Source organism: Paenibacillus caseinilyticus (assembly GCF_027533645.1).
Classification (GTDB): Bacteria; Bacillota; Bacilli; order Paenibacillales; family NBRC-103111; genus Paenibacillus_G; species Paenibacillus_G caseinilyticus.
In genome coordinates this window covers 328,997-351,616 of the sequence record NZ_JAQAGY010000002.1, presented here as the reverse complement: position 1 = coordinate 351,616, position 22,620 = coordinate 328,997, and the positions used below count along the sequence as shown (strand labels likewise).

General features: G+C 59.2%; 16 protein-coding genes and 1 other annotated feature (1 of these 17 running past the window's edge). Of the genes, 3 read left to right on the top strand and 13 right to left on the bottom strand.

What is annotated here, in order from left to right:
* Positions 1-21: 21 nt before the first annotated feature.
* Positions 22-1,260 (bottom strand): stage II sporulation protein P, encoded by a 1,239-nt coding sequence (locus O9H32_RS04280; RefSeq protein WP_269864624.1) that lies wholly within the window; start codon positions 1,258-1,260, stop codon positions 22-24.
* A gap of 177 nt (positions 1,261-1,437) precedes the next feature.
* On the opposite strand from O9H32_RS04280, the gene O9H32_RS04275 reads away from it, so the two are divergent.
* The gene (locus O9H32_RS04275) at positions 1,438-3,150 is read left to right on the top strand and encodes a methyl-accepting chemotaxis protein (protein ID WP_269864623.1); all 1,713 of its coding nucleotides are present in this window, start codon (positions 1,438-1,440) and stop codon (positions 3,148-3,150) included.
* A gap of 137 nt (positions 3,151-3,287) precedes the next feature.
* Here O9H32_RS04275 and gpr read toward each other — a convergent pair whose 3' ends face one another.
* Positions 3,288-4,286: a GPR endopeptidase gene (gene gpr, locus O9H32_RS04270; protein WP_269864622.1), complete on the bottom strand. Its 999-nt coding sequence runs from the start codon at positions 4,284-4,286 to the stop codon at positions 3,288-3,290.
* A 197-nt stretch (positions 4,287-4,483) separates the two neighbouring features.
* Here gpr and rpsT point away from each other — a divergent pair, with 197 nt between their 5' ends.
* Positions 4,484-4,756, top strand: coding sequence for a 30S ribosomal protein S20 (rpsT, locus tag O9H32_RS04265; protein ID WP_269864621.1), 273 nt, complete (start codon positions 4,484-4,486; stop codon positions 4,754-4,756).
* 159 nt (positions 4,757-4,915) lie between these two features.
* On the opposite strand, the gene holA is transcribed toward rpsT, so the two are convergent.
* The 10 genes from holA to O9H32_RS04215 form a co-directional block, all read right to left on the bottom strand.
* Positions 4,916-5,935, bottom strand: a complete 1,020-nt coding sequence (holA, locus tag O9H32_RS04260) for a DNA polymerase III subunit delta (RefSeq protein WP_269864620.1) — start codon at positions 5,933-5,935, stop codon at positions 4,916-4,918.
* Positions 5,936-6,174: 239 nt separating this feature from the next.
* Positions 6,175-7,521, bottom strand: coding sequence for a zf-HC2 domain-containing protein (locus O9H32_RS04255; protein WP_269864619.1), 1,347 nt, complete (start codon positions 7,519-7,521; stop codon positions 6,175-6,177).
* A 111-nt stretch (positions 7,522-7,632) separates the two neighbouring features.
* The gene (locus tag O9H32_RS04250) at positions 7,633-8,190 is read right to left on the bottom strand and encodes an RNA polymerase sigma factor (RefSeq protein WP_269864618.1); all 558 of its coding nucleotides are present in this window, start codon (positions 8,188-8,190) and stop codon (positions 7,633-7,635) included.
* 320 nt (positions 8,191-8,510) lie between these two features.
* Positions 8,511-9,449, bottom strand: a complete 939-nt coding sequence (locus O9H32_RS04245; protein ID WP_269864617.1) for an EamA family transporter — start codon at positions 9,447-9,449, stop codon at positions 8,511-8,513.
* Between the two features lie 279 nt (positions 9,450-9,728).
* Positions 9,729-10,625 (bottom strand): formate/nitrite transporter family protein, encoded by an 897-nt coding sequence (locus O9H32_RS04240; protein ID WP_269864616.1) that lies wholly within the window; start codon positions 10,623-10,625, stop codon positions 9,729-9,731.
* Between the two features lie 101 nt (positions 10,626-10,726).
* Complete coding sequence (gene nirD, locus O9H32_RS04235) at positions 10,727-11,062, bottom strand: nitrite reductase small subunit NirD (RefSeq protein WP_269864615.1); 336 nt, start codon at positions 11,060-11,062, stop codon at positions 10,727-10,729.
* A gap of 15 nt (positions 11,063-11,077) precedes the next feature.
* Positions 11,078-13,513 (bottom strand): nitrite reductase large subunit NirB, encoded by a 2,436-nt coding sequence (nirB, locus tag O9H32_RS04230; RefSeq protein WP_269864614.1) that lies wholly within the window; start codon positions 13,511-13,513, stop codon positions 11,078-11,080.
* Between the two features lie 474 nt (positions 13,514-13,987).
* Positions 13,988-16,633 carry a DNA internalization-related competence protein ComEC/Rec2 gene (locus O9H32_RS04225; RefSeq protein ID WP_269864613.1) on the bottom strand — a complete coding sequence of 882 codons (2,646 nt, stop codon included), beginning with the start codon at positions 16,631-16,633 and terminating at the stop codon, positions 13,988-13,990.
* Positions 16,634-16,867: 234 nt separating this feature from the next.
* Positions 16,868-17,380: a deoxycytidylate deaminase gene (locus O9H32_RS04220; RefSeq protein WP_269864612.1), complete on the bottom strand. Its 513-nt coding sequence runs from the start codon at positions 17,378-17,380 to the stop codon at positions 16,868-16,870.
* Positions 17,381-17,508: 128 nt separating this feature from the next.
* Complete coding sequence (locus tag O9H32_RS04215; protein WP_269864611.1) at positions 17,509-18,246, bottom strand: helix-hairpin-helix domain-containing protein; 738 nt, start codon at positions 18,244-18,246, stop codon at positions 17,509-17,511.
* 100 nt (positions 18,247-18,346) lie between these two features.
* Here O9H32_RS04215 and comER point away from each other — a divergent pair, with 100 nt between their 5' ends.
* Positions 18,347-19,180, top strand: coding sequence for a late competence protein ComER (comER, locus tag O9H32_RS04210; protein ID WP_269864610.1), 834 nt, complete (start codon positions 18,347-18,349; stop codon positions 19,178-19,180).
* Positions 19,181-19,845: 665 nt separating this feature from the next.
* Here the strand turns inward: comER and leuS are convergent.
* Complete coding sequence (leuS, locus tag O9H32_RS04205; protein ID WP_269864609.1) at positions 19,846-22,296, bottom strand: leucine--tRNA ligase; 2,451 nt, start codon at positions 22,294-22,296, stop codon at positions 19,846-19,848.
* Between the two features lie 178 nt (positions 22,297-22,474).
* Positions 22,475-22,620 (bottom strand) — a binding site (T-box leader) (it continues 106 nt past the right edge of the window).

Here is a 22,620-nt window from a genome sequence, read left to right as displayed (position 1 = left end):
CACTTCCATATTCATGCTATTCTAGCCCTGCTTCTTACCATCCTGTCCGTTCTGGGGCTTCGCGTCGACCTTCTGCGCATTAAGAATGACCTCCGAGATGGCTCCTGCCAGCGCATCTACGGTCCGGTAGCACTCCTCGAGCGAATTGTCCACCCCGCCGACTTCGATCAGGACGCTGTTCGCAGAGAAGTTCTGGTTATAGACGCCGTTGCCTTCCCCGCTCTTGGCATGAATCCCCTTGGAGAGGCCGGGGTACTTCTCTTCAAGCACTTTGTCAATCCGCTCCGCGAAAGCGTAATTCTCCTTCCACTTCGGGTTCTTCCCGCCGATAATGAAATAAATCTGGGCATAGTCCTTGCCGCCGATCCGTGCCGTAGTCTTGTCGCGGCGCTGGGAGTCGCGGTGGATATCAAAGTAGAACTGGAGGTCCGGGTGTCCCGCCATCGCCTCCTGAAGCGTCTTGAAAGAGTATTTATAAGAATAGTAGTAATTGAAGGTCTTCTCGATCGCCGGATAATTCTTATCCGAGTGGACCGCCCCAATTCCTTCCTTCTCCAGCTTCTGCGCGAGCCGCAGCCCCACCAGCGTCACATTCTTCTTAGGATCGTACGCCTTATCCGGATCCTTGGTGCCCGGCAGTTCCGGCAGATAGGACTCTTGATTGTGGGACTGGTAAATGAACGCCACATTCCGGCCGGCCGAGCGCGGCGGCTTGGCTTCTGCCGGCAGCGCCGGGCCAAGGACCTGCCCTTCTTCGCCGCCGGGGTTGGCCGTAATCGAACCCGCTTCCCCCTGGCCGTTGAATACGTCCGGGGAAGTCGGCCCGTAATCCTCCGGCGAGTCGACGACGAGCCCTCCCGGGGGGGTGCTGAGCACGACCGGCCTATCCATCCCGGGCATCTCCCTGGCGATCATCGTCTTCGGATCCTTCGGATTGAAGTCCGTGATCAGCGAGAACAGAAAGCCTGAGATGTTCGATTGGGAGAAGGTGAACGACTGCCTGTCCGCCTGCAGGTGAGGCACTTCCATCCCCATCATATCCATGAAAAACCGGCTCGATACGGACGCCGCCAGCCCTCTCATCGAAGAGGACGGCGCCGTCCCCGTCAGCTTCGACTGCATGTACCCCAGAAGCCCCAGTCCCATGAAGAACAAGACGCTCCCCGTCATTAGAATGGTAAGCGTGCGCGTATACACGCCGATGGCTTGTCCCGTTTTTTTATACCTGCTCCAGTTTGCCGTGACGGCTGACCATTTCATCCTAGCCATTCCTCCTTCTGCCTTCTCTACTTATCTAACTCTATGAGCAAAAGATAGGAGGTAGAACCAAAAAAGAGGGATGGATTTCGAGAGACTCCGCTCCGATATAGTAGATAACGAATTCCCGGCCGGCCTGCGCCTGCAGGCGGCCAGCAAAAAAAGGAGCTGCGCTTACCCATGGTCAAACATTGGTCTCTACGATATAAGTTATGGTGCAGCTTCGGCATCCTGATTCTATTCCTTATGGGAAGCGGGGCAGGCAACTATTATGCCTTCCTGAAGTTCCAGGCGCTCTCACAGACGCAGACCGAACGCGCGGAGGACCAGCATACCGCCGCCGAGTTCAAGAATCTGATCGGAGTGCTCTACAGCTATCAGGCCGATCTGATTATCAATGAAGATCCGCAGACGATAGAGGGGTATAAAGAGCAGAAGGCGTCATTCGAGAAGCACATCGCCCTGCTGGAGGAGAGCATGGATACCGGGGAAGAAAAGGCTTGGGTTCAGGAGCTGAAGGTTAATGCCGATGCCTATACCGCCAATTTCAACAGCCTGGTGGACCTGTTCAACAAACGGGCTTCGCTGCCGGACAACGAGCTCAAATCCGCTTACAAAGCTCTAGACGATAATACCGATGAGCACAAAGCGAAACTATACAAGCTGATCGACCTTATCTCCGCCTCGTACGGCGAAGAATACGACGAAGCTAGCGTTGCACTGAAGTTGACTCTGTCTTCCATTATGAGCCTAACGATCATCGGGGTGCCGCTGATGGTTCTGGCCGCTGCCCTCCTTTCCATCCTGCTGACCCGGGCCCTCGTACGCCCGATCCGCAGACTGGCGGAAGTCACCGAACGCATTGCGCAGGGCGACTTGACTGTCGTCGTGAAACCGGAGTCCCGGGACGAAGTCGGCGCGCTCGCGGCAAGCTTCGAAGCGATGGTGTACTCTCTGAAGCGGCTGATCCGTGAAGTCGGCGAGAATTCCTCGCAGGTGGCCGCGGCCAGCGAGCAGCTGACCGCCAGCGCCGAGCAGACCTCGAGCGCCACGGAGCATATTGCGGAGATTATGCAGGAGCTCGCCGGCCAGACCGAACGTCAGGCCGCATCGGCCGGAGCATCCAAGCTGGGTGTCGACGAGATGAGCCAACAGGTGCGCCGGATGGCCGAAGACACAAGCGGCGTCGTAGCCGAGGCGAACTCGGCAGAAGCGCGCACGGCGGCGGGACTCGGAGCGATCCACTCGGCCGTACAAGGCATGGACGCCGTGAGCGATCAGATCTCCCGCACGAACGGCATTATCGACAGCCTCGCGGCGCGCTCCGAAGAAATCACGGAGATGAACCGCGTGATCCGGGCGGTCGCCACCCAGACCAACATGCTCGCGCTGAATGCGGGCATCGAAGCGGCCCGGGCCGGCGAACACGGACAAGGGTTCGCGGTCGTCGCTACCGAGATCCGCAAGCTTGCGGAGCAGTGCTCCGTCTCGTCGGACGGCGTTGACCGCCTGATCGCCGCAGTCAAGGACGAGACCGGCCGCGCCGTAGCCGCCATGAGCGAGGTTCGCGAGGTGCTGGGGGGCGGGATGAGCGCCGTACGGGCCGCCGGCGAGTCCTTCAGCGGGATCGAAGGGTCGATCCGCGAGGTGGGCTCGCGCATCCGCAGCGTGGACGGGGCGATACAGGATATCGCGAAGCACGCATCGGGCATGGTAACGGCCATCGACGAGATGAGGCTTGCCACCGAAACCTCGGCTTCCGCTGCGCACGGCGTATCCGCCGCCTCGGAGGAGCAGCTCGCCTCCATGCAGGAGATTGCTTCGTCGAGCGCGCATCTCTCTTCCATGGCCGACGAACTCGGCCGCATGCTGCGCCAATTCAAGACCGAATAGCAGGCGTAACCGTAGAAGTAACATGATAGAAGCCACGCAGAAGAAGCGGCAAACCCCTGCCATCCAGGGATTTGCCGCTTCTTCTGCGTGGCTTCTATTTGACTTGTATGTCTTTCCGCCCGGCCTGCTCACCTTGGTTAGTGCGTATAGGCCGACACGTTCTCCTTGTCCACAGCCTCGTGCAGCGCCGCATTCAGCCCGCTCGCGATGATGTTCGCGATGTCTTCAATAAACTGGTCGATCTCCTTGGGGGTAACCAGGAGATCATGACCGAGCGGGCTCAGCACTTCCTTCACCAGCTGCAGACGCTCGCCTTCCTGCATTCCGTCTAGCAGCCCCAGGATGTGGCCCGTATTCGAGGTTTGCTGCTGGAAGTGGTTGTGCATCATATCGAAGGCATTGTTGACGATGGTCGAAGCATAGACAACCGTAGGCACGCCGATGGCGATACAAGGCACACCCAGCGTGTCGAGCGTCAGCCCTTTGCGCTTGTTGCCGATCCCCGACCCCGGATGAATGCCTGTATCGGCGATCTGGATTGTGGTATTCACCCGTTCGAGGGAACGGGAGGCCAGCGCGTCGATCGCGATCACAAGATCCGGCTTCGAGCGGTCCACGATGCCTTGGGCGATCTCGCCGGTCTCAATCCCGGTCGTACCGAGCACCCCCGGCGCAACGGCGCTGACCGGACGGTAGCCCGGAGAGACCTGCCCCGGCATGAGCTCGAAGAAATGGCGCGTCACCATGACATTCTCGACGACCATCGGTCCGAGGGCATCCGGCGTCACATTCCAGTTGCCGAGACCGACGATCAGCACGCTGGCGTTCGGTCCGATGTTCAGCTTCTGGAGGAACCGCTCGAACTCTTTGGCGAATAAGGTGGCCACCCGGTCCTGCAGGTCCGTGTCTTTCTTGCGGAGCTCGGGCACATCGATCGTAATATAATGACCCGGCAGCTTCCCTATCATCTGTGAGGCTTCTGGTGTGGTGATATCGATGAGAGAGACCCGAATCCCTTCCTCTTCGTAATTCGTTTTATGTAGTCCGGGAATTAACGTTCCTCCTGCGGAAGCCAGATCGTGAGCCTCCAAGGCCAGATCGGTGCGGATCGAATACTGGCTCAAGTCGAGATCCATGACCCCATCTCCTTTCGTGGCTGGTACTTCGGTTTCTCGGTATATTGTGCCAAGAAGAAAGTAGGCTTATGCAAAAGTTTTGAAGGGCTCTCCCCCACTCTATTGCAATTTGTATGGGCTCATGTTAGAATATCAAGAGTTGTCAATAGACCGCATTTTTGTGTCTTTTGCAAGTTGTAGTAGGAGGTGAATCGTCAATGCCAAACATTAAATCCGCAATCAAACGCGTGAAAGTGAGCGAGAAGCGCCGTATGCGCAACGCATCTCATAAATCCGCTCTCCGCACGGCTGTGAAGTCTTTCGAGACCGCTGCAGCAAGCACTAACGTGGAAACGGCTAAAGCCGCTCTGATCGCTGCCAGCAAAAAGCTGGACAAAGCCGCGACTAAAGGCTTGATCCATAAAAACGCCGCAGCCCGCAAGAAGTCCCGCCTGGCGAAGAAGCTTAACGCTCTTTCCGCTCAAGCGTAATGCTTGCAACGCGACAAAAAGAATCCTTTCCTTCCGGAAAGGATTCTTTTTGTTTATACCGTTACCTTCATATCAAAGATGATGCTTCCTGCTCCCGGCCGGCTCCTTGTGCATACACAAGATAAAGCAGAAACGGCCGCAGAAAAAGAGCCGGCTCCCTCAGGAAGCCAGCTTGAGCAGGAACATCTCGAGCCCCAGCACCTTGTCGATCCGGCCGCTCTTCATCTGGTAATCCAGATCCGCCAGCTGCTGCAGGATGGCCCCGAGCCGCTTCAGCTCGAAGCGGTTCGCCTGGCCCGCAGCAATCTTCACCCCATACGGATGAAGCCCGATTTGGGTGGCGATCTGCTGCTGGGAGTACCCCTGTCCCATCAGATCCTTGACCTGGAACATAATGCGGAACTGCCGGGCCACCAGCATCACAATCTTGATCGGCTCCTCTTTGCGCCGCAGCAGTTCGTTCAGCATGGTGAAAGCGGGATCCATCTGCATCTGGACGATATGCTCGATGAGCTGGAAGATGTTCTGCTCGATCGTGCGGCTGACGAGCTGCTCCAGATCCTCTGCTGCAAGTGTCCCGCCGCTTCCGGCGAAGAGCGCACATTTCTCCACTTCTTTCGTGAGCGCCTGCAGGCTTGTTCCCGTATAGAGGATAAGCCGCTCCGCCACGCCGGGCGCGAACGCAAAGCCCCGCTTGCCTGCTTCCTGGGTGACCCACTGGGTCAGCTCGTCGGCCGAGAGCATCGTACAGGGAATGAGCACATCCGATTCCTTTAACGACTTCACGATTTTTTTGCGCTCGTCGAGCTTCTCCGCATCGACGGTGAAGACCAGCACGGAATAGTCGACCGGCGATTTCATATATTCCGTAAGCTTCTCCAGCCGGTGCTCCACCTTCGCGCTTTCCTTAGCACCTGTCAGGAACAGGGCGTTCGAAGCCACGACCAGCTTGCGGGGCACCATGAAGGGAAGCGTCTCCGCCTCTTCGATCACCGCTTCCACCGGCGTCTCGGCAAGGTCGTACCTCGACACGGCGAACGCCTTATGCTCAGGCTCGATAAGCTTGTCCGTCAGCCGGACGATGAGATCCTGAATCAAGTAAGACTCCGCCCCGTAACACACGTAGACCGGGGCGATCTCCCCTTTGCCGATCCGCTTCACTGCCGTTCTGTAATCCATACCGCTCCCCCGCTCTTTCCTATGTACTTCCCATGATATCAACAACAAAGGGATTACGTCAAAACCCCGAGGGTCCGACCTAATCCCTTTGCGCGAAACCCATCTATATAAACACCCCCGCTTCAGGCTCTAGAAACCCGGCGGGAATGGTCATACGACGTGGATCGACTTGTGGTGTGTAGTGCAGTATATGCGGTCCGGGGCGAAAGGTGCATCCGCCGCCGCGGGAATTCACCGGGTTATGGTGCTTTTTTCGCTTCCGCCTCGGTCCCTGCTTTCACATCGACGATAAAGCAGCGAATCTGTCCGCCGGTCTCCATCTCGACATGATAAGTCAGCTTACCGCCCGCCCACTTCTTCAGATCGATCCGGTCGGCATCCGCCCAATCCATGCTCGTGAAGACGACTTTGCCGTCTTTATCTTGGACCTGAACCTTGCCTTCGGCAACGACCGCCCGATAACTTCCGTCATCCGCCGCCAGCTCGTGAACCGGATCGGCGGAACGCAGAGACGAAGCCCCGACGAGCGAGGTTTTCTCCGATGGTTCACCAGGCGCCTTAGACGCGGCTTCCTCGCCAGGCCCAGGCGGCACAATCTCCTGCTCACCGGCGGCAGTTCCGTTCCCGTCGCCGTCCGCTCCGGTTACCCGGAACGCCTCCGCCCCTGTTCCTTCGCCCGGAGGCTGGGCTGTTCCCGGTGCCGCGGCGCCGGATTCAGGAGCCGTACCGTCCGGCTGTGTCTGGCCGCCGGCAGGAGACGCGCTCTTCGAAGCAGCGCCTGTACCGGGAACCACTGCCTTGGCGCTTGCACCGCCGGCCGGCTCATGGGCCGCCGGAGGCTCGGCCTGCCTTGGCTTCGGCGTATCCTTCGGCTGCCCTGCAGCCGGCGCAGACTTCCCTGCCTTCGGCGGCTCCGTCTGCGGCGGAGGCTGCACAGCGCCTCCCCCGTTCGCTCCTGCTGCCGGCTGTTCCTGCTGCGCCTGGGGCGGAGCGGTAAGCTCTGCCGCAGGCGTTGGTTCGGCCTTGGCGCCCCCTCCAACGGAAGAGTCCTTGGCCTCGTCATGCATAGGGCCTGCCGCCGCACCTGCCGGCTGCGGTGCCGATGAGTTTTCCTTCGCTGAGTCCATGGCGCTGAACAGCTTGTCGGCGTCTCCCCCCGGTTGACCCTGTCCAAAGAGGAAGAACCCGAAGACCAGACCCGCCGCCACGACTCCGCCGAATACGGGGAAGGAGATCCACTCCCGTACATTCTTGCGCCAGCTTCCGGGAGCCGGCCGCGGTGCATGCCGCGGCTCAACAGCTGCCGGGCGTACAGGCTCGCTGCCTGCTGCCGGCCCTTTCTCCGACGCATCCATCCCTTGCGCCTCGAGCTGCTCCAGCTTCGGCAGGATGGCGTCGACCAGGGAGAACGGGGGCAGCACCTTCGGCAGGCTCTCGAGCTCCTGCGATACATTCACAAGACGCTCGAACAGTTCCGTGCAGTCCGGACAGGCTTCCAGATGCAGAAGCATCCGGCGGTATTCCGTCTCCTCGAGATCCCGGTCTAGGTACCTCTGCATCAGTTCGATCACCTCTTGACACATCATCCCCGTACACTACCTTTCTGCGTTGTCGCTATATCCCTTAATTCCGGGATCTTATACCCGTTCGTTATCTCGCGGGCTGCTCCCTGTGCTTCTATCTTAACCCTTGCCATCTTAACCCCTTACCGCGTCCCTGCTCGGTTTCTTGTACTCTCCGAGGATCGTCTGCAGCTGCTGCCTCGCCCGGAACAAGTATGATTTGACCGTATTGATCGGCAGGTCAAGCGATTCCGCGATTTCATTATATGAAAAGTCCTGCAAATACCGAAGCACAACGACAGACCGGTGATGCTCCGGCAGCTTGTCGATCGCCTCCCGGATATCCTGGGCGACATAAGCGGACAGCACCTCTTCCTCCACACTTTGGTTGTCAGTGAAAGTAAGATCGTGCTGCTCGATCGACACGGTCGGCTTCGCCCGGCGGAACTTGTCGATACACAGGTTCGTTACTATGCGCTGTACCCAGGTTTTGAACTGGGCTTTCTCTTCATATGACCCGATCTTGGTATAAATCCGGATTAGCGCTTCCTGTGCCGCATCCATGGCATCCTGCTCGTTGCCGAGAATGTAATAAGCGGTGCGGTACACATGGTTTTCAATTTCACGCAGTAGGGTAATTAGAGCGTCGCGATCGCCCGACTGGGCAGCCTTGATTAATTCAGGCGCTACCACTGGGATCCCCCTCTCTTGCAACCTTATAAACGTGCGGGTCCGCAAAAATGTTGCAGCTCTTTTGATAACTCTATCAGCATATCAAATTCGGTTATGTAGGTATAGAGATGGCGGCCTATCCGTTATAGCCAATTTTTGTCTCCTATTATACGTCCGGGTACCGGTTTTGTTTCGCCCTCCGATAAAAAAAGCGGACTGCCCGTCCGCCCCGTGAAGGAGCGTGCGGCCAGTCCGCTTGCTTGTTGTATAGCTCATAACCGGATCGTCCGGCCGCACGCGGAGGAGCAGCCTATGAAGGCCGCCCCTCCGGGCCGTCAGTCCTATGCTTTCTCCGCGCCCGGCTTCGGGCCGGCCACCGCCGCCTCTTCCTGCCGGCGGCTTCCGCCGAGTTCCGAGAATACGATACCCGCCAGGATCAACCCGATGCCGGCCCATTCCCGGATCCCCGTCTGCTCATGAAGCAGCAGAGCGGAGAACACGATGACGACGGGCAGCTCGACTGCGCCCAAGATCGCGGTCAGACCCGTATCGATCTTCGGCGCCCCCTTCGCATACATATACGAAGGCACAATCATGCCGAACAAGCCCAGCAGGAAGCCCCACAGAAGCAGGCCATTCCCCAGCGCGCCGTTCCACAGGAACTGCGGCGGGTAAATCACCGACACCGCGACCGACGCACCGGTCAGCATCCAGGCGCTTCTCCACAGCGCAGGCACCTCGACGGCGACCTTGCCGCTGAAGTAGATGAAGAGCGTGTAGCTCGCCGCGGCGGCTAAGCCCAGGCCGATTCCCGATGGGGATACGCGGTCCAGCAGCGTGCCGTCAAGCAGCCCGGAGGCAAGCACAGTGCCCGCCAGCACGATCACGATGCCGAGCACCCGGAAGCGGGTCGGCACCCGTCCCTGCAGCACCCAGTCGGCCACCATCCCCATCCAGGTAAACTGGAAGAGAAGCAGGACGGCGAAGGAAGCATCGAGCGACTGCAGCGCATAATAATAGAAGACGCCGGTCAGCCCCGTGAACATTCCGCTGCCGAGCAGTTTCCACCGCACCCGCGGCGGGATGGCCGGTATTCCCCGCCCGATGCCCGCCAGTACGAGGAGCCACGTAATGGCGCAGCCGAGCAGCACTTGGCTGCCGGTTACTTCGCCCGGCGTAAAGCCGTCCGCATACGCCAGCTTCACGAAGGTGGACAGCACCCCGTACGAAGCTGCGCCCAGCAGCACGAGCAGGCATGCTCTCAAACGTAGTTTGTTCATTGCCGTATCAACTCAAATCGTCTTGCATCCCTCTCCCACCCACAGCACCCCGGAGCTCGGGGCCTGCCAAGGTTAGAATATAACAGAAGCAATGGGCTTAGACAAGGACAAATGTCCGGAAAAGAAACCTGCTTCCCCCTTGGCCTGTAGAGCAAAAAACGGCCCCCCGGCTGCTCTACACCCACTCATCCACCGAACTTGAGATTATACGGCCTGCCGTCTTACCGCACCGCATTGTACCCGGCCTGGCTGGCTTGGCGCAAAAAAACTGCCGCGCCGCTAAGAGCGGCGGGCAGCGGATGCAGCCAGAAGTTCCGTTCTGCCGGAGATGGCAGGGACTGGGTCGGCTCTGCCTGAGACAGCTTGGAAAGGATCGGCCTCGACCCCTTTCTTCGACTTCGAGTGCGTATAATATAAGAACAAGCCCGTGAACAGAACGCCTCCGGTAAAGTTACCGAGCAGTACCGGCAGCTGGTTCCATAACCACCATCCGCCGAGCGTTACCTCCCCCCCATACATCATGCCGGCAGGAATAACGAACATGTTCACAACCGCATGCTCGAACCCTTGGGCAAAGAACGTGAGGATCGGCAGCCACATCGCGAGAATTTTGCCCGTGGTGGACTCGGCCGTCATCGCCATCACCGCGCCGAGCGTAACCATCCAGTTGCACAGCACCGCTTTGGCGAACACGGCGGCCATCCCGTCGAAGCCAAGCGCCGCGTAGCCGTTCGTCTTGGTCTCGGCCGTGTGGATGATCATCTGGATCACGCTCTGGTCCTGAATATGGCCGAAGTTCGTGACCGCCGCATAGAACAACCCCGCATAGACGGCAGACCCGAGCAGATGGCCGAGAATCACCCAGAAAAAATTCGAAAGCATGGAGCGTAAGGATGCTTTCTTCTCCAGCACGGCCAGGGGAATCAAGGCAAAACTGCCCGTCACAAGCTCCAAGCCCAGCAGGACAATGATCACAAATCCGACAGGAAACACCAAGGCACCCACCAACGGGAGCTTGGTCTGTGCCGCCGCCGTAAAGGCCAGCGTAGTGGCAAAGGCAAGGATGGCACCGCCGAGGAAGCCTCTGATCAGCGCATCTTTCACCCCAAGTGCCGCTTTGGCCGCGCCCGACTGAACCATGGCGGCCACAACCTTATCCGGTTTCACATAATCCATGGTGTGCCCTCCTCTAAGTATAGACGCCGCTCCCGCCCACCCGGGCGAAAGCGGCTCTACTGTGATCGCAGGCGCCGCCGGTTAGAAGCGGCCCTCTCGTCTTAAGAAGCCAGCGAGCTTCCATGCTCCACTACCAAGATGATGTTGCCTGTCGCTTCTTCGATCTCGACGCCGTACGTCCGTACGCAGCCTTCATCCGGCTCCTGAACCAACCCGTCGTTGAGATTAATCTTCCAATCGTGCAGCGGACAGAAGACGTGATGGTCGCAGACGATGCCTTCGGAGAGCTTGCCGTTCTTATGAGGGCAAAGATTCTCGATCGCGCGGAAATTGCCGCCCGTCAATTTGAAGATCGCGATCTCTACGCCGTCCACATGGACGATCCGCGATCTTCTTTCTGTTACCTCGGAGCTGTGTCCCACTACTATTCTATTCATCTATGTTATCCTCCCTTAGTCCGCTACCGTCTCGAGCGCCGGGGCCTGCAGCTCCTCGAACGTCGCACGAAGTTCGTCTTTCTCGATAATTTCCTTCCACGGGTCCGTGGTCAGGCTGAGCGTCTTGTCGATCCGCTCGTTGAGGGCCTTGCGCTCTTCCTCACTCGCCAGCGCTTCCTTGATCGACTCGAGACCGACACGGCTGACCCACTCGCTCGTCCGCTCGTTCCACTTGGCCGCTTCACGGTAGTACTGCAGGAACGCGCCTGCCCACTCCTGTACTTCCTCCTCTGTCTTGACCTTGCAGAGAAGCTCCGAAGCGCGTACCTTCACACCGCCGTTACCGCCCACATACAGCTCCCAGCCGCCGTCGATCGCAATCACGCCGAAGTCCTTGATCGTCGACTCCGCACAGTTGCGCGGGCAGCCCGATACGGCCAGCTTCACCTTGGCCGGCGTATTCAGCCGTTCGAAGCGCTTCTCGAGATCGATCCCCATCTGGATCGAATCCTGGGTGCCGAAGCGGCAGAACGTCGAGCCGACGCAGGTCTTCACGGTCCGCAGCGCTTTGCCGTAAGCATACCCCGACGGCATATCGAGCTCGGCCCACATCTTCGGCAGATCTTCCTTCTTCACCCCGAGCAGGTCCAGACGCTGTCCGCCCGTGAACTTCACCATCGGCACATCGAACTTCTCAGCGACTTCCGCAATACGCTTCAGCTCTCCGGGGGAAGTGACGCCGCCATAGATCCGGGGAACGACGGAGTACGTACCGTCCTTCTGGATGTTCGCGTGGTTGCGCTCGTTGACGAAGCGGGATTCGCGTTCTTCCTCATGCTCTTCCGGCCAAGCCATGCCGAGGTAGTAGTTGAGGGCCGGACGGCACTTCGAGCAGCCTTCCTCCGTCTTCCACTCGAGCACGTTCATGACTTCCTTGGAGGAGGTGAGCCGCATGCTCCGGATCGCTTCCACCACTTCGTCGCGGGAGTGCTCCGTACAGCCGCAGATACCTTCCTTCACTGTCTGCACACCGTCCGCGCCAAGCGCCAGCGTCAGAAGATCAGCTACCAGCGGCTTACAGCCTCCACAGGAACCGGACGCTTTCGTGCAAGCCTTGATCTCGTTGACGCTCGTGCAGCCATTCTCGCTGATCGCATTGAGAATCGTCCCCTTCGATACCCCGTTACAGCCGCACACGATCTCGCTGTCCGCCATCGAAGCAACGTAGTCCAGTCCCGAATTCGCGCCACCGCCGGAGCCTTCGCCAAGCAGGATTTCCTTCTCCTTGCCTGTCACGTCTTCGCCTTCGCGGATCATCTTGAAGAGGCGGGAACCGTCGCTCGTGTCGCCGAAGAGTACCGAACCGATCACTTTGCCGTCCTTGATCACTACCTTCTTGTAGACGCCGCTGAAGTCATCCTGCACCCGGACCGAAGCCGTGTCATCCGCGTCCGTGAACTGCCCTGCAGAGAATACATCCACACCGGATACTTTGAGCTTCGTCGAGACGACCGAGCCTTGATAGCCTGCAGAAGGTACGCCGGCCAGACGCTTCGCCAGTTCATTGCCCTGCTCATACAGCGGTGCCACCAGGCCGTAAGCAATGCCGCGGTGTTCGGCGCACTCGCCGACCGAGTACACGTTCGGGATGCTCGTCTCGAGGTAATCGTTCACCACGATGCCGCGGTTCACTTCCAGGCCGCTGTCCTTGGCGAGCTGGACGTTCGGCTTGATGCCCACCGCCATCACGACGAGGTCGGCATCGACTACGGATCCGTCCTTGAATTTGACGCCCGTCACGCGGCTGCGGCCAAGAATGGAGTCCGTGTTCTTCTCGAGCAGGAAGTTCATGCCCTGTTTCTCGAGTTCTTTGCGCAGCATCTGCGAAGCGGTTTGGTCGAGCTGGCGCTCCATCAGGTCTTTGAAAATGTGGACGACCGACACATCCATGTTCAGGTTCAGGAGGCCGCGGGCCGCTTCCAATCCAAGCAGGCCGCCGCCGATGACGATGGCTTTTTTGTAGTTCTTCGCCGTTTCGATCATTGTATTGCAGTCATTGATATCCCGGAAGGCGATCACGCCCTCTTTGTCCGCACCCGGAAGGGGCAGCATGAACGGAAGCGAACCCGTTGCCAGGATGAGCTCATCGTACTCCGCCGTGATCCCGGTCGCCGTCGATACCGACTTGCGCTGCGTATCGATCTTCGTCACAGTATGGCCGGTATGAAGGGTGATGTTGTTCTCTTGGTACCAGTTCCAGTCATTAATGACAATGTCATCGATCTTCGCATCGCCTGCGAGCACGGAGCTCAGCAGAATCCGGTTGTAGTTCGGATGCGGCTCACTGCCGAACACCGTCACTTCGTATTGATTCGGAGCCAGCTTCAAGAGCTGCTCCACTGCCCATACCCCAGCCATACCGTTCCCGACAAGCACCAATTTCTTCTTCATGTATTCCTTCACGCTCCTATGCGTTAGTTATAATGACACAAGTGGAATTAAAAGGTGATTTTCTTCTCATATGTTCCCTCTCCCCTAATATGTGTTAGGTTAGGTAACATTCAACTTGATTCTTAGAGTAGCGAATTTTTACGAATATTTCAAGTGCTTTTTTGGAATTACTTTCTTTTTCGCCTTTCTCAACGGAATGATAAACGAACATTAAGTCCATTTTTGCTAAATTTCGTTCGTTTAATAGCTATTTTCTACATTTCCTCCTCCGTATCGTTCAGATTACCCGCTGGCACCCCCTTTCTTTTATCAACTTTTCTTATGTCACATTACCTACCGTGTTATAAGGAATCCGATATCCGAAAAATGACCGGCAGCGTTCAAAATCTCATTCGTTTTTCGCGGTTTTTCACTCTTTTCACAAAAAAAACCTCTGACAGGAGCCCGCGACTCCCGCAAAGGTTGATATAAAGCTTACTTGCCCGCCGGATCCGGCCGGATGGCCCCAAGCCGGGTCCTCATATAAATCCGGCCTTCCCGGACGGCCATCTGGATCTCCCCTTGCCGGTCTGTCCGGTAGACGGCCGTGCCCTGCCCGGCCAGCCGGTCCAGTACCGCGGGGCTCGGATGCCCGTACATGTTGTTCACGCCGGCCGAAATGACGGCATGCTTCGGCTGCCACGCGGCAAGCCATGTGTCCGAAGTGGATGACTTGCTGCCATGATGGGCCACCTTCAGTACATCGAGGGGCGCACGGTATTCCGGTCTCCCAGGCAGAACCGGCTGCGGCTTACCTGAAGCGGAGGAGGGAAGGCCGCCGGCAGACGCAGCTCCCCCCTCGCCCCACTGCTCCAGCAGCGCCCGCTCCGTCTCTTGTCCGATGTCACCAGTGAACAGCCACCGGGTCCCCTGCATCTCCATCAGGAAGACGACTGAATTCGGATTCTGGTCCTCTTCCGTCTCGATCGGCCCCCTCTCCCTTCCGCTGTGAGGGTGCAAAAAATACAGGACGGTGTCCTCTCCAAGCTCCAGCCGGTCCCCGCCGCCCACGGCCGCCAGCTTCGTCCCCCGTTCCAATGCCGTGCGGAACAACTTCTCCACCCCGGCCTCCGGCTTCATCGTCCCGTTGAAGAGCAGCCGCTTCACCGGTATCCCCTCCAGCACGGCCTGCAGACCTCCGTAATGGTCCGCATCCTGGTGGGTGACGATCAACTCGTCAATCTGCCGAACCCCTCTTTTCTTGAGCAGAGGCACGAGCAGCTTGCGGCCGACCTCGTACGGATCTTGGCGGGTGCGCCAGTCCTCCCCCGGCCTTCCGAAGGCGACGGTCCCGCCCCCGTCCACCAGTACCGTGCGTCCTGCGGGCAGCAGCCGGATCAGGATGCTGTCGCCCTGCCCGACATCGAGGAATTCGACCCGGCCTTCTTGCCCCCCCTGCTCCGGAAGGTAGGCGAACAGCAGCAGTCCCGCCAAGGCGGCAGCCGCTCCTGGCCGGACCAGCCTTCTGTTCCACCGCTGCCATAGTCGCCGCCGCGCTTCCTCTGCGGTCGTGAACAGCAGGGGCTGAGGCTGCCTGGTTTCTTCCTCACGCCTGCGGTGCTCCAGAACCAGACGGATCAGCAGGAGCAGTACAGCGTAATAGCCGGCGATCCACAAGGGAGATGGGCTGCGCCAGATCGTCTGAAAGAAGCTGCCCTCCGCGCACCAGGCCACGACGGCGAACAGCAGTCCGTTGACCTTCGCCACCAGCCAGGAGATCCATCCCGCCGCCATCGGGCTCAAAAACCCGAGCAGCATCGCTACCGTACCCGCCGGCATGACGAATGTACTGAAGACCGGCACCATGACAAAATTCGCCGGCAGTGACAGCAGCGAGAACCCGTTGAAGTAATAGATCGTCAGCGGAAACGACATCAGCTGCGCCACCAGCGTAATCGACACCGCATCCCTCAGCCGCCCAAGCCTCGCGGGGAGTACCGCATTCATGGCCGGTACTCCGGCGATCAACCCGAGCGTGACGAGGAAGGACAGCTGGAACGAAACATCCGTGAGGTAGTACGGGTTCCACACCAGCATCCCCACCCCGGCGATCAGGGCGATATGCAGGCCATCCTTGAGCCGGTGCCGGTAAGCGGCATACAACGCGATCATTGCCATCAGACCGGCCCGCACAATCGAGGGGGACCCGCCTGTTACCGCGATGTACAGGGGCATGAGATACAGAGCCGTCAGGAGCGTGGCTTCACGGGTCAAGCCGCACCGCTTCAGCAGCCATACGAGACATCCGACGAAGATGGCTACGTTCAGGCCGGAAATTGCAATGATATGGGTGAGTCCAAGCTGCGAGAACCGGTCGAACTGCTCGGGATCGATCGCATCGGTCAGCCCGACGAGCATCCCTTGCATAAAGCCCGTCTGCTCCGCCGGAAACAACCGTTCCACCTGAGTCCCCAGCGCAGTCCTTACCGTATCGTTCCATCTGAGCGGCAGCCAGGCTCCCCAATCGCCCTTCTTCGGCGGAACCACCTCCACTTCGCCGAGCCCCTTGGTTGTCACCAGCCAATGCACGCCTTGATGATACAAGTAGTCCCGATAGTCGAAGCCCCCAAAATTCCGCGCTTCGGACGGCACAGCCAGCTTCCCCTGAAGTCCGATGAGATCGCCGCGTGCCCAGCCCATCGCCTCCTTCTGCTCTGCCTGTGCAGCGAGCCGGACCGACACCTGCAGCCGCTCGCCCCGGCCCCCATCCCGCACAGCTCCGGGCGCCGGTACCGTGACCTCCTCCGCCAGCACCTGGAAGCTGACCCGGTCGCCGTCGACCGTGACCGCCGTAACGATCCGCCCCTGCAGCGCCGCCCCGGGTTCCTCCGTCCCCTGGACCCTGATCCGGCTTACATTCTTGCGGTCATGCTCCCCATACCACCCCATTCCAGCTCCAGCAATCAGCAGCCCTGCTAGCCAGAGTGCCCCTGGAGGCTTCAGGGCCATGACGAGACAGAGCAGCAGCCCCGCCCCCAGAACAAGCAGAAGATTGTACCAGGGCTGAGGCCAGAGGTCCGCCGCTATACATCCCGACGCCCAGCCGGCTGCCGCCAGGACGACCGGTCTTCTTTGAAGCATGTGCTATCCCCCTTGCCAAGTTGCCATCATGACGAGCATAACCCGCACCGCCCCTTCGGGACGGTAATCAGTGAAGAAGAACGGAAGTCAACGAAAACAGGCGCAGGCAGGCAGCCTCATACCCCTACGCGGGCATAAGAAAAAACCTTCTCCTAACACACGGATCCCGTGTGCAGAGAAGGTTCTTCCTTCCTCGCCCATTACTTCCTATAGGCCTTCATCCGGGCAAAATGCTTAATTCCTGACTTCCGTCAGCGTTCCCGCCGGAGGCTCGTAAACCTCCAGCTTGCGGAAGCGAAGCCCCTTGCCTTCCATCAAGTCCTGCACCTTGCCTGCATCCTTCGGATAAGGCCGGTGGTAGACGATCTCGGTAATGCCGCTGTTCGCCAGCATATTCGCGCAGGTCCAGCACGGCTGGTCGGTCACGTATACTACCGATCCCTCCCGGTCGTCGCGGTCTGTGAAGAGCAGCAGATTCTGCTCCGCATGAATAGTCCGGATACAGCGCTGCTTCTTGACCACCTGCTCCCCGCCGTCCGCATTCACGAGCTCGAACTCCTCGACGAGCATGCAGCCCGCCTCCGAACAGTCCGGCACGCCCATCGGGGCGCCGTTGTATGCCGTGCCGAGCAGCTTCTTGCCCTGTACGAGCACCGCGCCGACATGTCTTCGGCCGCACTGCGAACGGGTCGATGCCATATAGGCGATATCCATGAAATACGTATCCCAATCTTTGCGTCCTGTCACCCGGATGCCACCTGCCTCGCCGTAAAAGCTTTTCCTGGTATTTTCGCATATAATCCGACAAAACGAAAGAGTTTTCGCACTGTGGAGCCCGGCTTGCGGCGGACTCTCGCGGGAGGAGCGACGGTAAGCTATAGCGTCAAAAGCGGCTTCAGCTTCTGCAGCGACTTCTCGCCGATGCCCTTCACCTCGAGCAGCTCGTCCAGGGAACGGAATGCCCCTCCCCGTTTCTTCCGCAGCTCAATGATCGCAGCGGCCCGGGAGGGCCCGATCCCAGGCAGCGCATCCAGCTGCTCCGCGGTAGCCTGGTTCAAATGAAGCTGGGCAGCCGAAGCGCCGCCCGGAGACACCGCTGCCGGTGCCTGATCGGCGGCAGGCGGCGCCGTTCCGGTGCCGGTCACGGCAGTCTTGCCGGACACCGCTGCTGCGGATGAGTCCGGACTGCCCCCCGCTATATCAACAGAGACGCCTGGCTGCCCCGGCTTCGGCGGAGGAAATACGGGTACTCCGGCCTGCTGCTCCGCACTGCCTCCCTCTGTACCGGAGGAGGCCGCTGCTTTAGCGGATTGACCACCCGCCGGCACAGAGGCCGCTCCTTTGGATGGTTTTCCATCCGCAGCCGCGGAAGCTGTCTCTTGGGCCGACTTTCCGTCCGCAGGCGGGGCTGCCGCCTCTTGGGCCGACTTTTCGTCTGTAGGCGGGGCTGCCGCCTCATCCAGCAGCCTGCGCATCTCGTCGTCAGCCGCTACGAAGCCGTCTGCTTTCTCTCCCGTGCTCCAGGTCTTCGCGACCCCCAACATCAGAAGAAGACCGCAGCCCGCAAGTAGCACGGCCAGCACCGCTGTTTTTACATGCATATGGCGTAACACGGGTAACCTCCCACCAAAATGGTATTTTTCAGTCATAAACTCCTGCCGCCCCCGATATACATACATGAAGAAGACTGTAATCTACTCAGGGGGGATGATCATGCGGGTAGGATTCATTGGAACGGGCAGCATGGGCAGCGTACTGATCGAAGCCTTCATCCGGTCCGGCGCACTGAACCCGGAACAAATCACGGCAACCAACCGAACCCTTGCCAAAGCAGAGCTGCTAGCCGAGAAGTATCCTGGCCTGGAAGTGGCAAGATCCAATAAGGAAGCGGCGCTTGGAGTCGACCTCTTGTTCTTGTGCGTCAAGCCTTCGGAATTCAAATCCGTGATCGACGAGATTCAGGATCACGCGCTGCCCGGCCAAATCGTCATCTCGATCACCAGTCCGGTGCTGATCCGGCACCTGGAAGAACTGCTTCCGAGTAAAATCGCCAAAGTCATCCCGAGCATCACGAACTATGTCCTCAGCGGGGCTACCCTCTGCATCTATGGAGACCGGCTTACCCCCGAGGATAAGGATCTCCTCGAAAACCTGTTCTCGCACGTCTCCGCCCCGATCCGCGTCTCGGAACAGTACACCCGCATCTCCTCCGACCTGTCCTCCTGCGGCCCCGCCTTCCTCGCCTACTTCGTGCAGAAGTTCGTGGAAGCGGCAGTCGATACGACCGGCATCTCGGAAGAAGAAGCAACCCAGCTCGCCAGCGAAATGACGCTCGGTACCGGCAAGCTGCTCACCACCGGCGGCTTCTCCCCGGCCCAGCTGCAGAAGCGCGTCGCCGTACCCGGCGGCATCACCGCCGAAGGACTCCGCCTAATGGAAAAAGAGCTGTGCGGGGTCTTTTACGACCTCATCCGCACAACTCATTCCAAATACGAAGAAGATTTGGAAAAGGTGGAAGCCCGCTTTTTCGGGACCCGGGTCGATTGACGCGATGCTTTCACGTTTTCCGATATGAGCCGCTGCCCGGAGGACAGGGGTTGTGAGAAACAAAGCCCTCTTGATCTCATGCAGAGGGAGACCGGTGAGATATTCCCCTCCAGCCGCAGTTGATATCCGTGATAAACTCATTTGAATGTTCAAAGGAAATCATCACGAATTTCAAAGGCGGGCGCCGTCAAGCGGCTCTTGCGGGGAATACCTCACCTACCACTCCACACCGATCAAAGCTTCTTTTCCCACAACCGCTGTGTCCGTCCGGACAGCGGTTATTTGTTTTTCGTAGAACTACTCCCTCGCTGGGCTGCGCAGCGCCCGGCCGAGGGGGCCGCCGAACAACAGCTTCAAGACGCAGTCTTGAGGCGGCAATACGCTCGCACATCCTCACCGCGCGCCCAGCCCCCGGGTCTGCTCCAACAGGGCACCACGTACCGGAAGAACGCCGCATGAGAGCGCGTCTTCCAGACCCAGATGCCCCATGGGGTATCTGGGTCTGGAAGACGAAAGCGTTCCTGCACCCTACGCCGCTTCAACGCCGGCCCCGCTGCGCCCTCGGCCCTTTTGGGGGTCCAGGGGGCGACAGCCCCGGTCCTCCCCCTTACGGGTAAGGGGGAAAGAGGGGGATGATACCTCCCGCCGAAAGAGGGGGATCCGCATCAGCCGACTACAATATTGACCAGCTTGCCCTTCACCGCAATGATCTTGCGGACGGTTTTGCCGGCGGTTGCTTCTTTGACCTTGTCGAGACCCAGCGCGAACTCCTGCAGGGCCGCTTCGTCGGCGTCGGCTGCGATGGTGGCGCGCTCGGCGATTTTGCCGTTGACCTGGATGACGATCTCCACTTCGTTGTCGACCGTCCAGGCTTCTTCATAGGCCGGCCAAGCGGAGTAAGTGATCGTACCGCTGTGACCCAGCTTCTCCCACAGCTCCTCGGCCAGATGCGGCGCGATCGGCGAGAGGAGCTGCACGAACTGCTCCATAGCCGCTTTCGGCAGCGTATCGGTCTTGTAAGCTTCGTTGACGAAGATCATCAGCTGGGAGATCGCCGTGTTGAAACGCAGCGCGTCGAGGTCCTCGGTCACCTTCTTGATCGTACGGTGCCACGTCCGCTTGAACGCCTCGCTGCCGGCATCGGCGCTCTCCGAGATCTTCGCGCTCAGGCTGCCGTCCTCGCTGATGAACAGGCGCCAGACGCGGCTCAGGAAGCGGTACGCCCCGTCAACCCCGTTCGTGTTCCATGGCTTCGTCGCCTCGAGCGGCCCCATGAACATTTCGTACAGGCGCAGGGTGTCCGCACCGTACTCGCTCACGATGACGTCCGGGCTGATGACGTTGCCGCGCGACTTGCTCATCTTCTCCATGTTCTCGCCGAGAATCATGCCCTGGTTCACGAGCTTGTAGAACGGCTCTTTCGTCTCCACGACGCCGAGATCATAGAGGACTTTATGCCAGAAGCGGGCATAGAGCAGGTGAAGCACCGCGTGCTCCGCGCCGCCGATGTAGAGATCGACCGGCAGCCACTTGCGCTGCAGCTCCTTGGAACAGAACTCGTCGTTGTTCTTCGGATCGATGAAGCGCAGGTAGTACCAGCAGGAGCCGGCCCACTGCGGCATCGTGTTCGTCTCGCGGCGCGCAGGCTTACCGGTCTCCGGATCGACCGTGTTCACCCAATCCGTGACGACCGCCAGCGGCGATTCGCCTGTGCCGGACGGCTTAATCTCGTCAACCTCCGGCAGCAGCAGCGGCAGCTGGTCCTCCGGTACGGTCTTCATCGTACCGTCTTCGAGATGGATAATCGGAATCGGCTCGCCCCAGTAGCGCTGGCGGGAGAACAGCCAATCGCGCAGACGGTAGGTGACTTTGCCCTGGCCTTTGCCATTTTGCTCCAGCCATTCGATCATCTTCGCCATGCCCTGCTCGTTGTTCAGACCGTCAAGGAAGCCGGAGTTCACATGCGGGCCGTCGCCGGCATAAGCTTCCTTCTCCACATCGCCGCCCTGGACGACTTCGATAATCGCGAGATCATACTGCTTCGCGAATTCCCAGTCGCGCTGATCGTGACCCGGTACGGCCATAATGGCGCCGGTCCCGTAGCCCCCGAGTACGTAATCGGCGATCCAGATCGGCAGTCTTGCACCGCTGACCGGATTGAGGGCATAGGCCCCCGTGAAGACACCCGACTTCTCCTTGGCAAGGTCCGTCCGCTCCAGGTCGCTCTTGCGTGCCGCACGCTCCTGGTATTCCTTGACCGCAGCAGCCTGCCCGCTTGTCGTAATGCGCTCCACCAGCTCATGCTCCGGAGCCAGTACACAGTATGTCGCTCCGAACAAAGTGTCGGGACGCGTCGTGAATACCTTCAGTCTTTCGCCGTCATGCCCGTCGACCGCGAAAGTAACCTCCGCCCCCTTGGACTTGCCGATCCAGTGACGCTGCATGTCCTTGATGCTCTCCGCCCAGTCGAGCTCTTCGAGATCCTCGAGCAGACGCTCCGCATATTCGGTGATCCGCAGCACCCACTGCCGCATCGGCTTGCGGATGACCGGATGATTGCCGCGTTCGCTGAGGCCGTCGATGACCTCTTCGTTCGCAAGGACCGTACCGAGCGCCGGACACCAGTTCACCGGGACTTCGTCCACGTAAGCGAGACCTTTGTTATAGAGCTGGATGAAGATCCACTGCGTCCACTTGTAGTACTCCGGATCCGTCGTCGAGATCTCGCGGTCCCAATCGTAGGAGAAGCCAAGCGACTTGATCTGGCGGCGGAAGTTGTTGATGTTCTTGACCGTAATCTCCCGCGGATGCTCTCCGGTATCGAGCGCGTGCTGCTCGGCCGGCAGGCCGAAAGCGTCCCAGCCCATCGGATGAAGCACGTTGTAACCGCGCATTCTTTTGTAACGCGAGACGATATCCGTTGCCGTATATCCTTCCGGATGGCCTACGTGCAGCCCCGCTCCCGACGGATACGGGAACATATCGAGCGCATAGAACTTCGGCTTGCTCTCATCCTCAAGCAATTTGAAGGTTTTGTTCTCATCCCAATACTGCTGCCATTTCGGCTCGATGACAAGCGGGTTATAGCCCTGGTTTTCTCTGGTTTCCTGTGACATTCGAATCTGCTCCTCCTTCAGCTCCTGCAGCGGCATCCACCGGCACGGCTCTTCGCATCAATAGGTTTCCGCTGCGCTGTCCTCATGGCATCGTGGCCTTGACACCCCTCCACGCTTGTTCCAACCCTGGGACAACTTTTCTTTGCAACAAAAAAAGCCGTCTCATCGCTAGCGCAACGCTAGGGACGAGAGGCTTGAATTCCCGTGGTACCACCCTAGTTGATTCCGGCATGCTTTGCCAAAATCCACTCAAACCCCTTAACGCGGGGCGAAACGATCCGGCTGGAGAGTCCCTTGCAGCCTGACGGCCCGGGTACTTCCTCA

Bases quoted from the DNA above. Each gene is read 5' to 3' on its own strand.
- comER (WP_269864610.1), top strand. From the start codon at position 18,347: ATGCGGGTAGGATTCATTGGAACGGGCAGCATGGGCAGCGTACTGATC.
- rpsT (WP_269864621.1), top strand. From the start codon at position 4,484: ATGCCAAACATTAAATCCGCAATCAAACGCGTGAAAGTGAGCGAGAAG.
- holA (WP_269864620.1), bottom strand. From the start codon at position 5,935: ATGGATTACAGAACGGCAGTGAAGCGGATCGGCAAAGGGGAGATCGCC.
- gpr (WP_269864622.1), bottom strand. From the start codon at position 4,286: ATGGATCTCGACTTGAGCCAGTATTCGATCCGCACCGATCTGGCCTTG.
- O9H32_RS04245 (WP_269864617.1), bottom strand. From the start codon at position 9,449: ATGAACAAACTACGTTTGAGAGCATGCCTGCTCGTGCTGCTGGGCGCA.
- leuS (WP_269864609.1), bottom strand. From the start codon at position 22,296: ATGTCACAGGAAACCAGAGAAAACCAGGGCTATAACCCGCTTGTCATC.
- nirD (WP_269864615.1), bottom strand. From the start codon at position 11,062: ATGAATAGAATAGTAGTGGGACACAGCTCCGAGGTAACAGAAAGAAGA.
- O9H32_RS04275 (WP_269864623.1), top strand. From the start codon at position 1,438: ATGGTCAAACATTGGTCTCTACGATATAAGTTATGGTGCAGCTTCGGC.
- nirB (WP_269864614.1), bottom strand. From the start codon at position 13,513: ATGAAGAAGAAATTGGTGCTTGTCGGGAACGGTATGGCTGGGGTATGG.
- O9H32_RS04225 (WP_269864613.1), bottom strand. From the start codon at position 16,633: ATGCTTCAAAGAAGACCGGTCGTCCTGGCGGCAGCCGGCTGGGCGTCG.
- O9H32_RS04255 (WP_269864619.1), bottom strand. From the start codon at position 7,521: ATGATGTGTCAAGAGGTGATCGAACTGATGCAGAGGTACCTAGACCGG.
- O9H32_RS04240 (WP_269864616.1), bottom strand. From the start codon at position 10,625: ATGGATTATGTGAAACCGGATAAGGTTGTGGCCGCCATGGTTCAGTCG.
- O9H32_RS04280 (WP_269864624.1), bottom strand. From the start codon at position 1,260: ATGAAATGGTCAGCCGTCACGGCAAACTGGAGCAGGTATAAAAAAACG.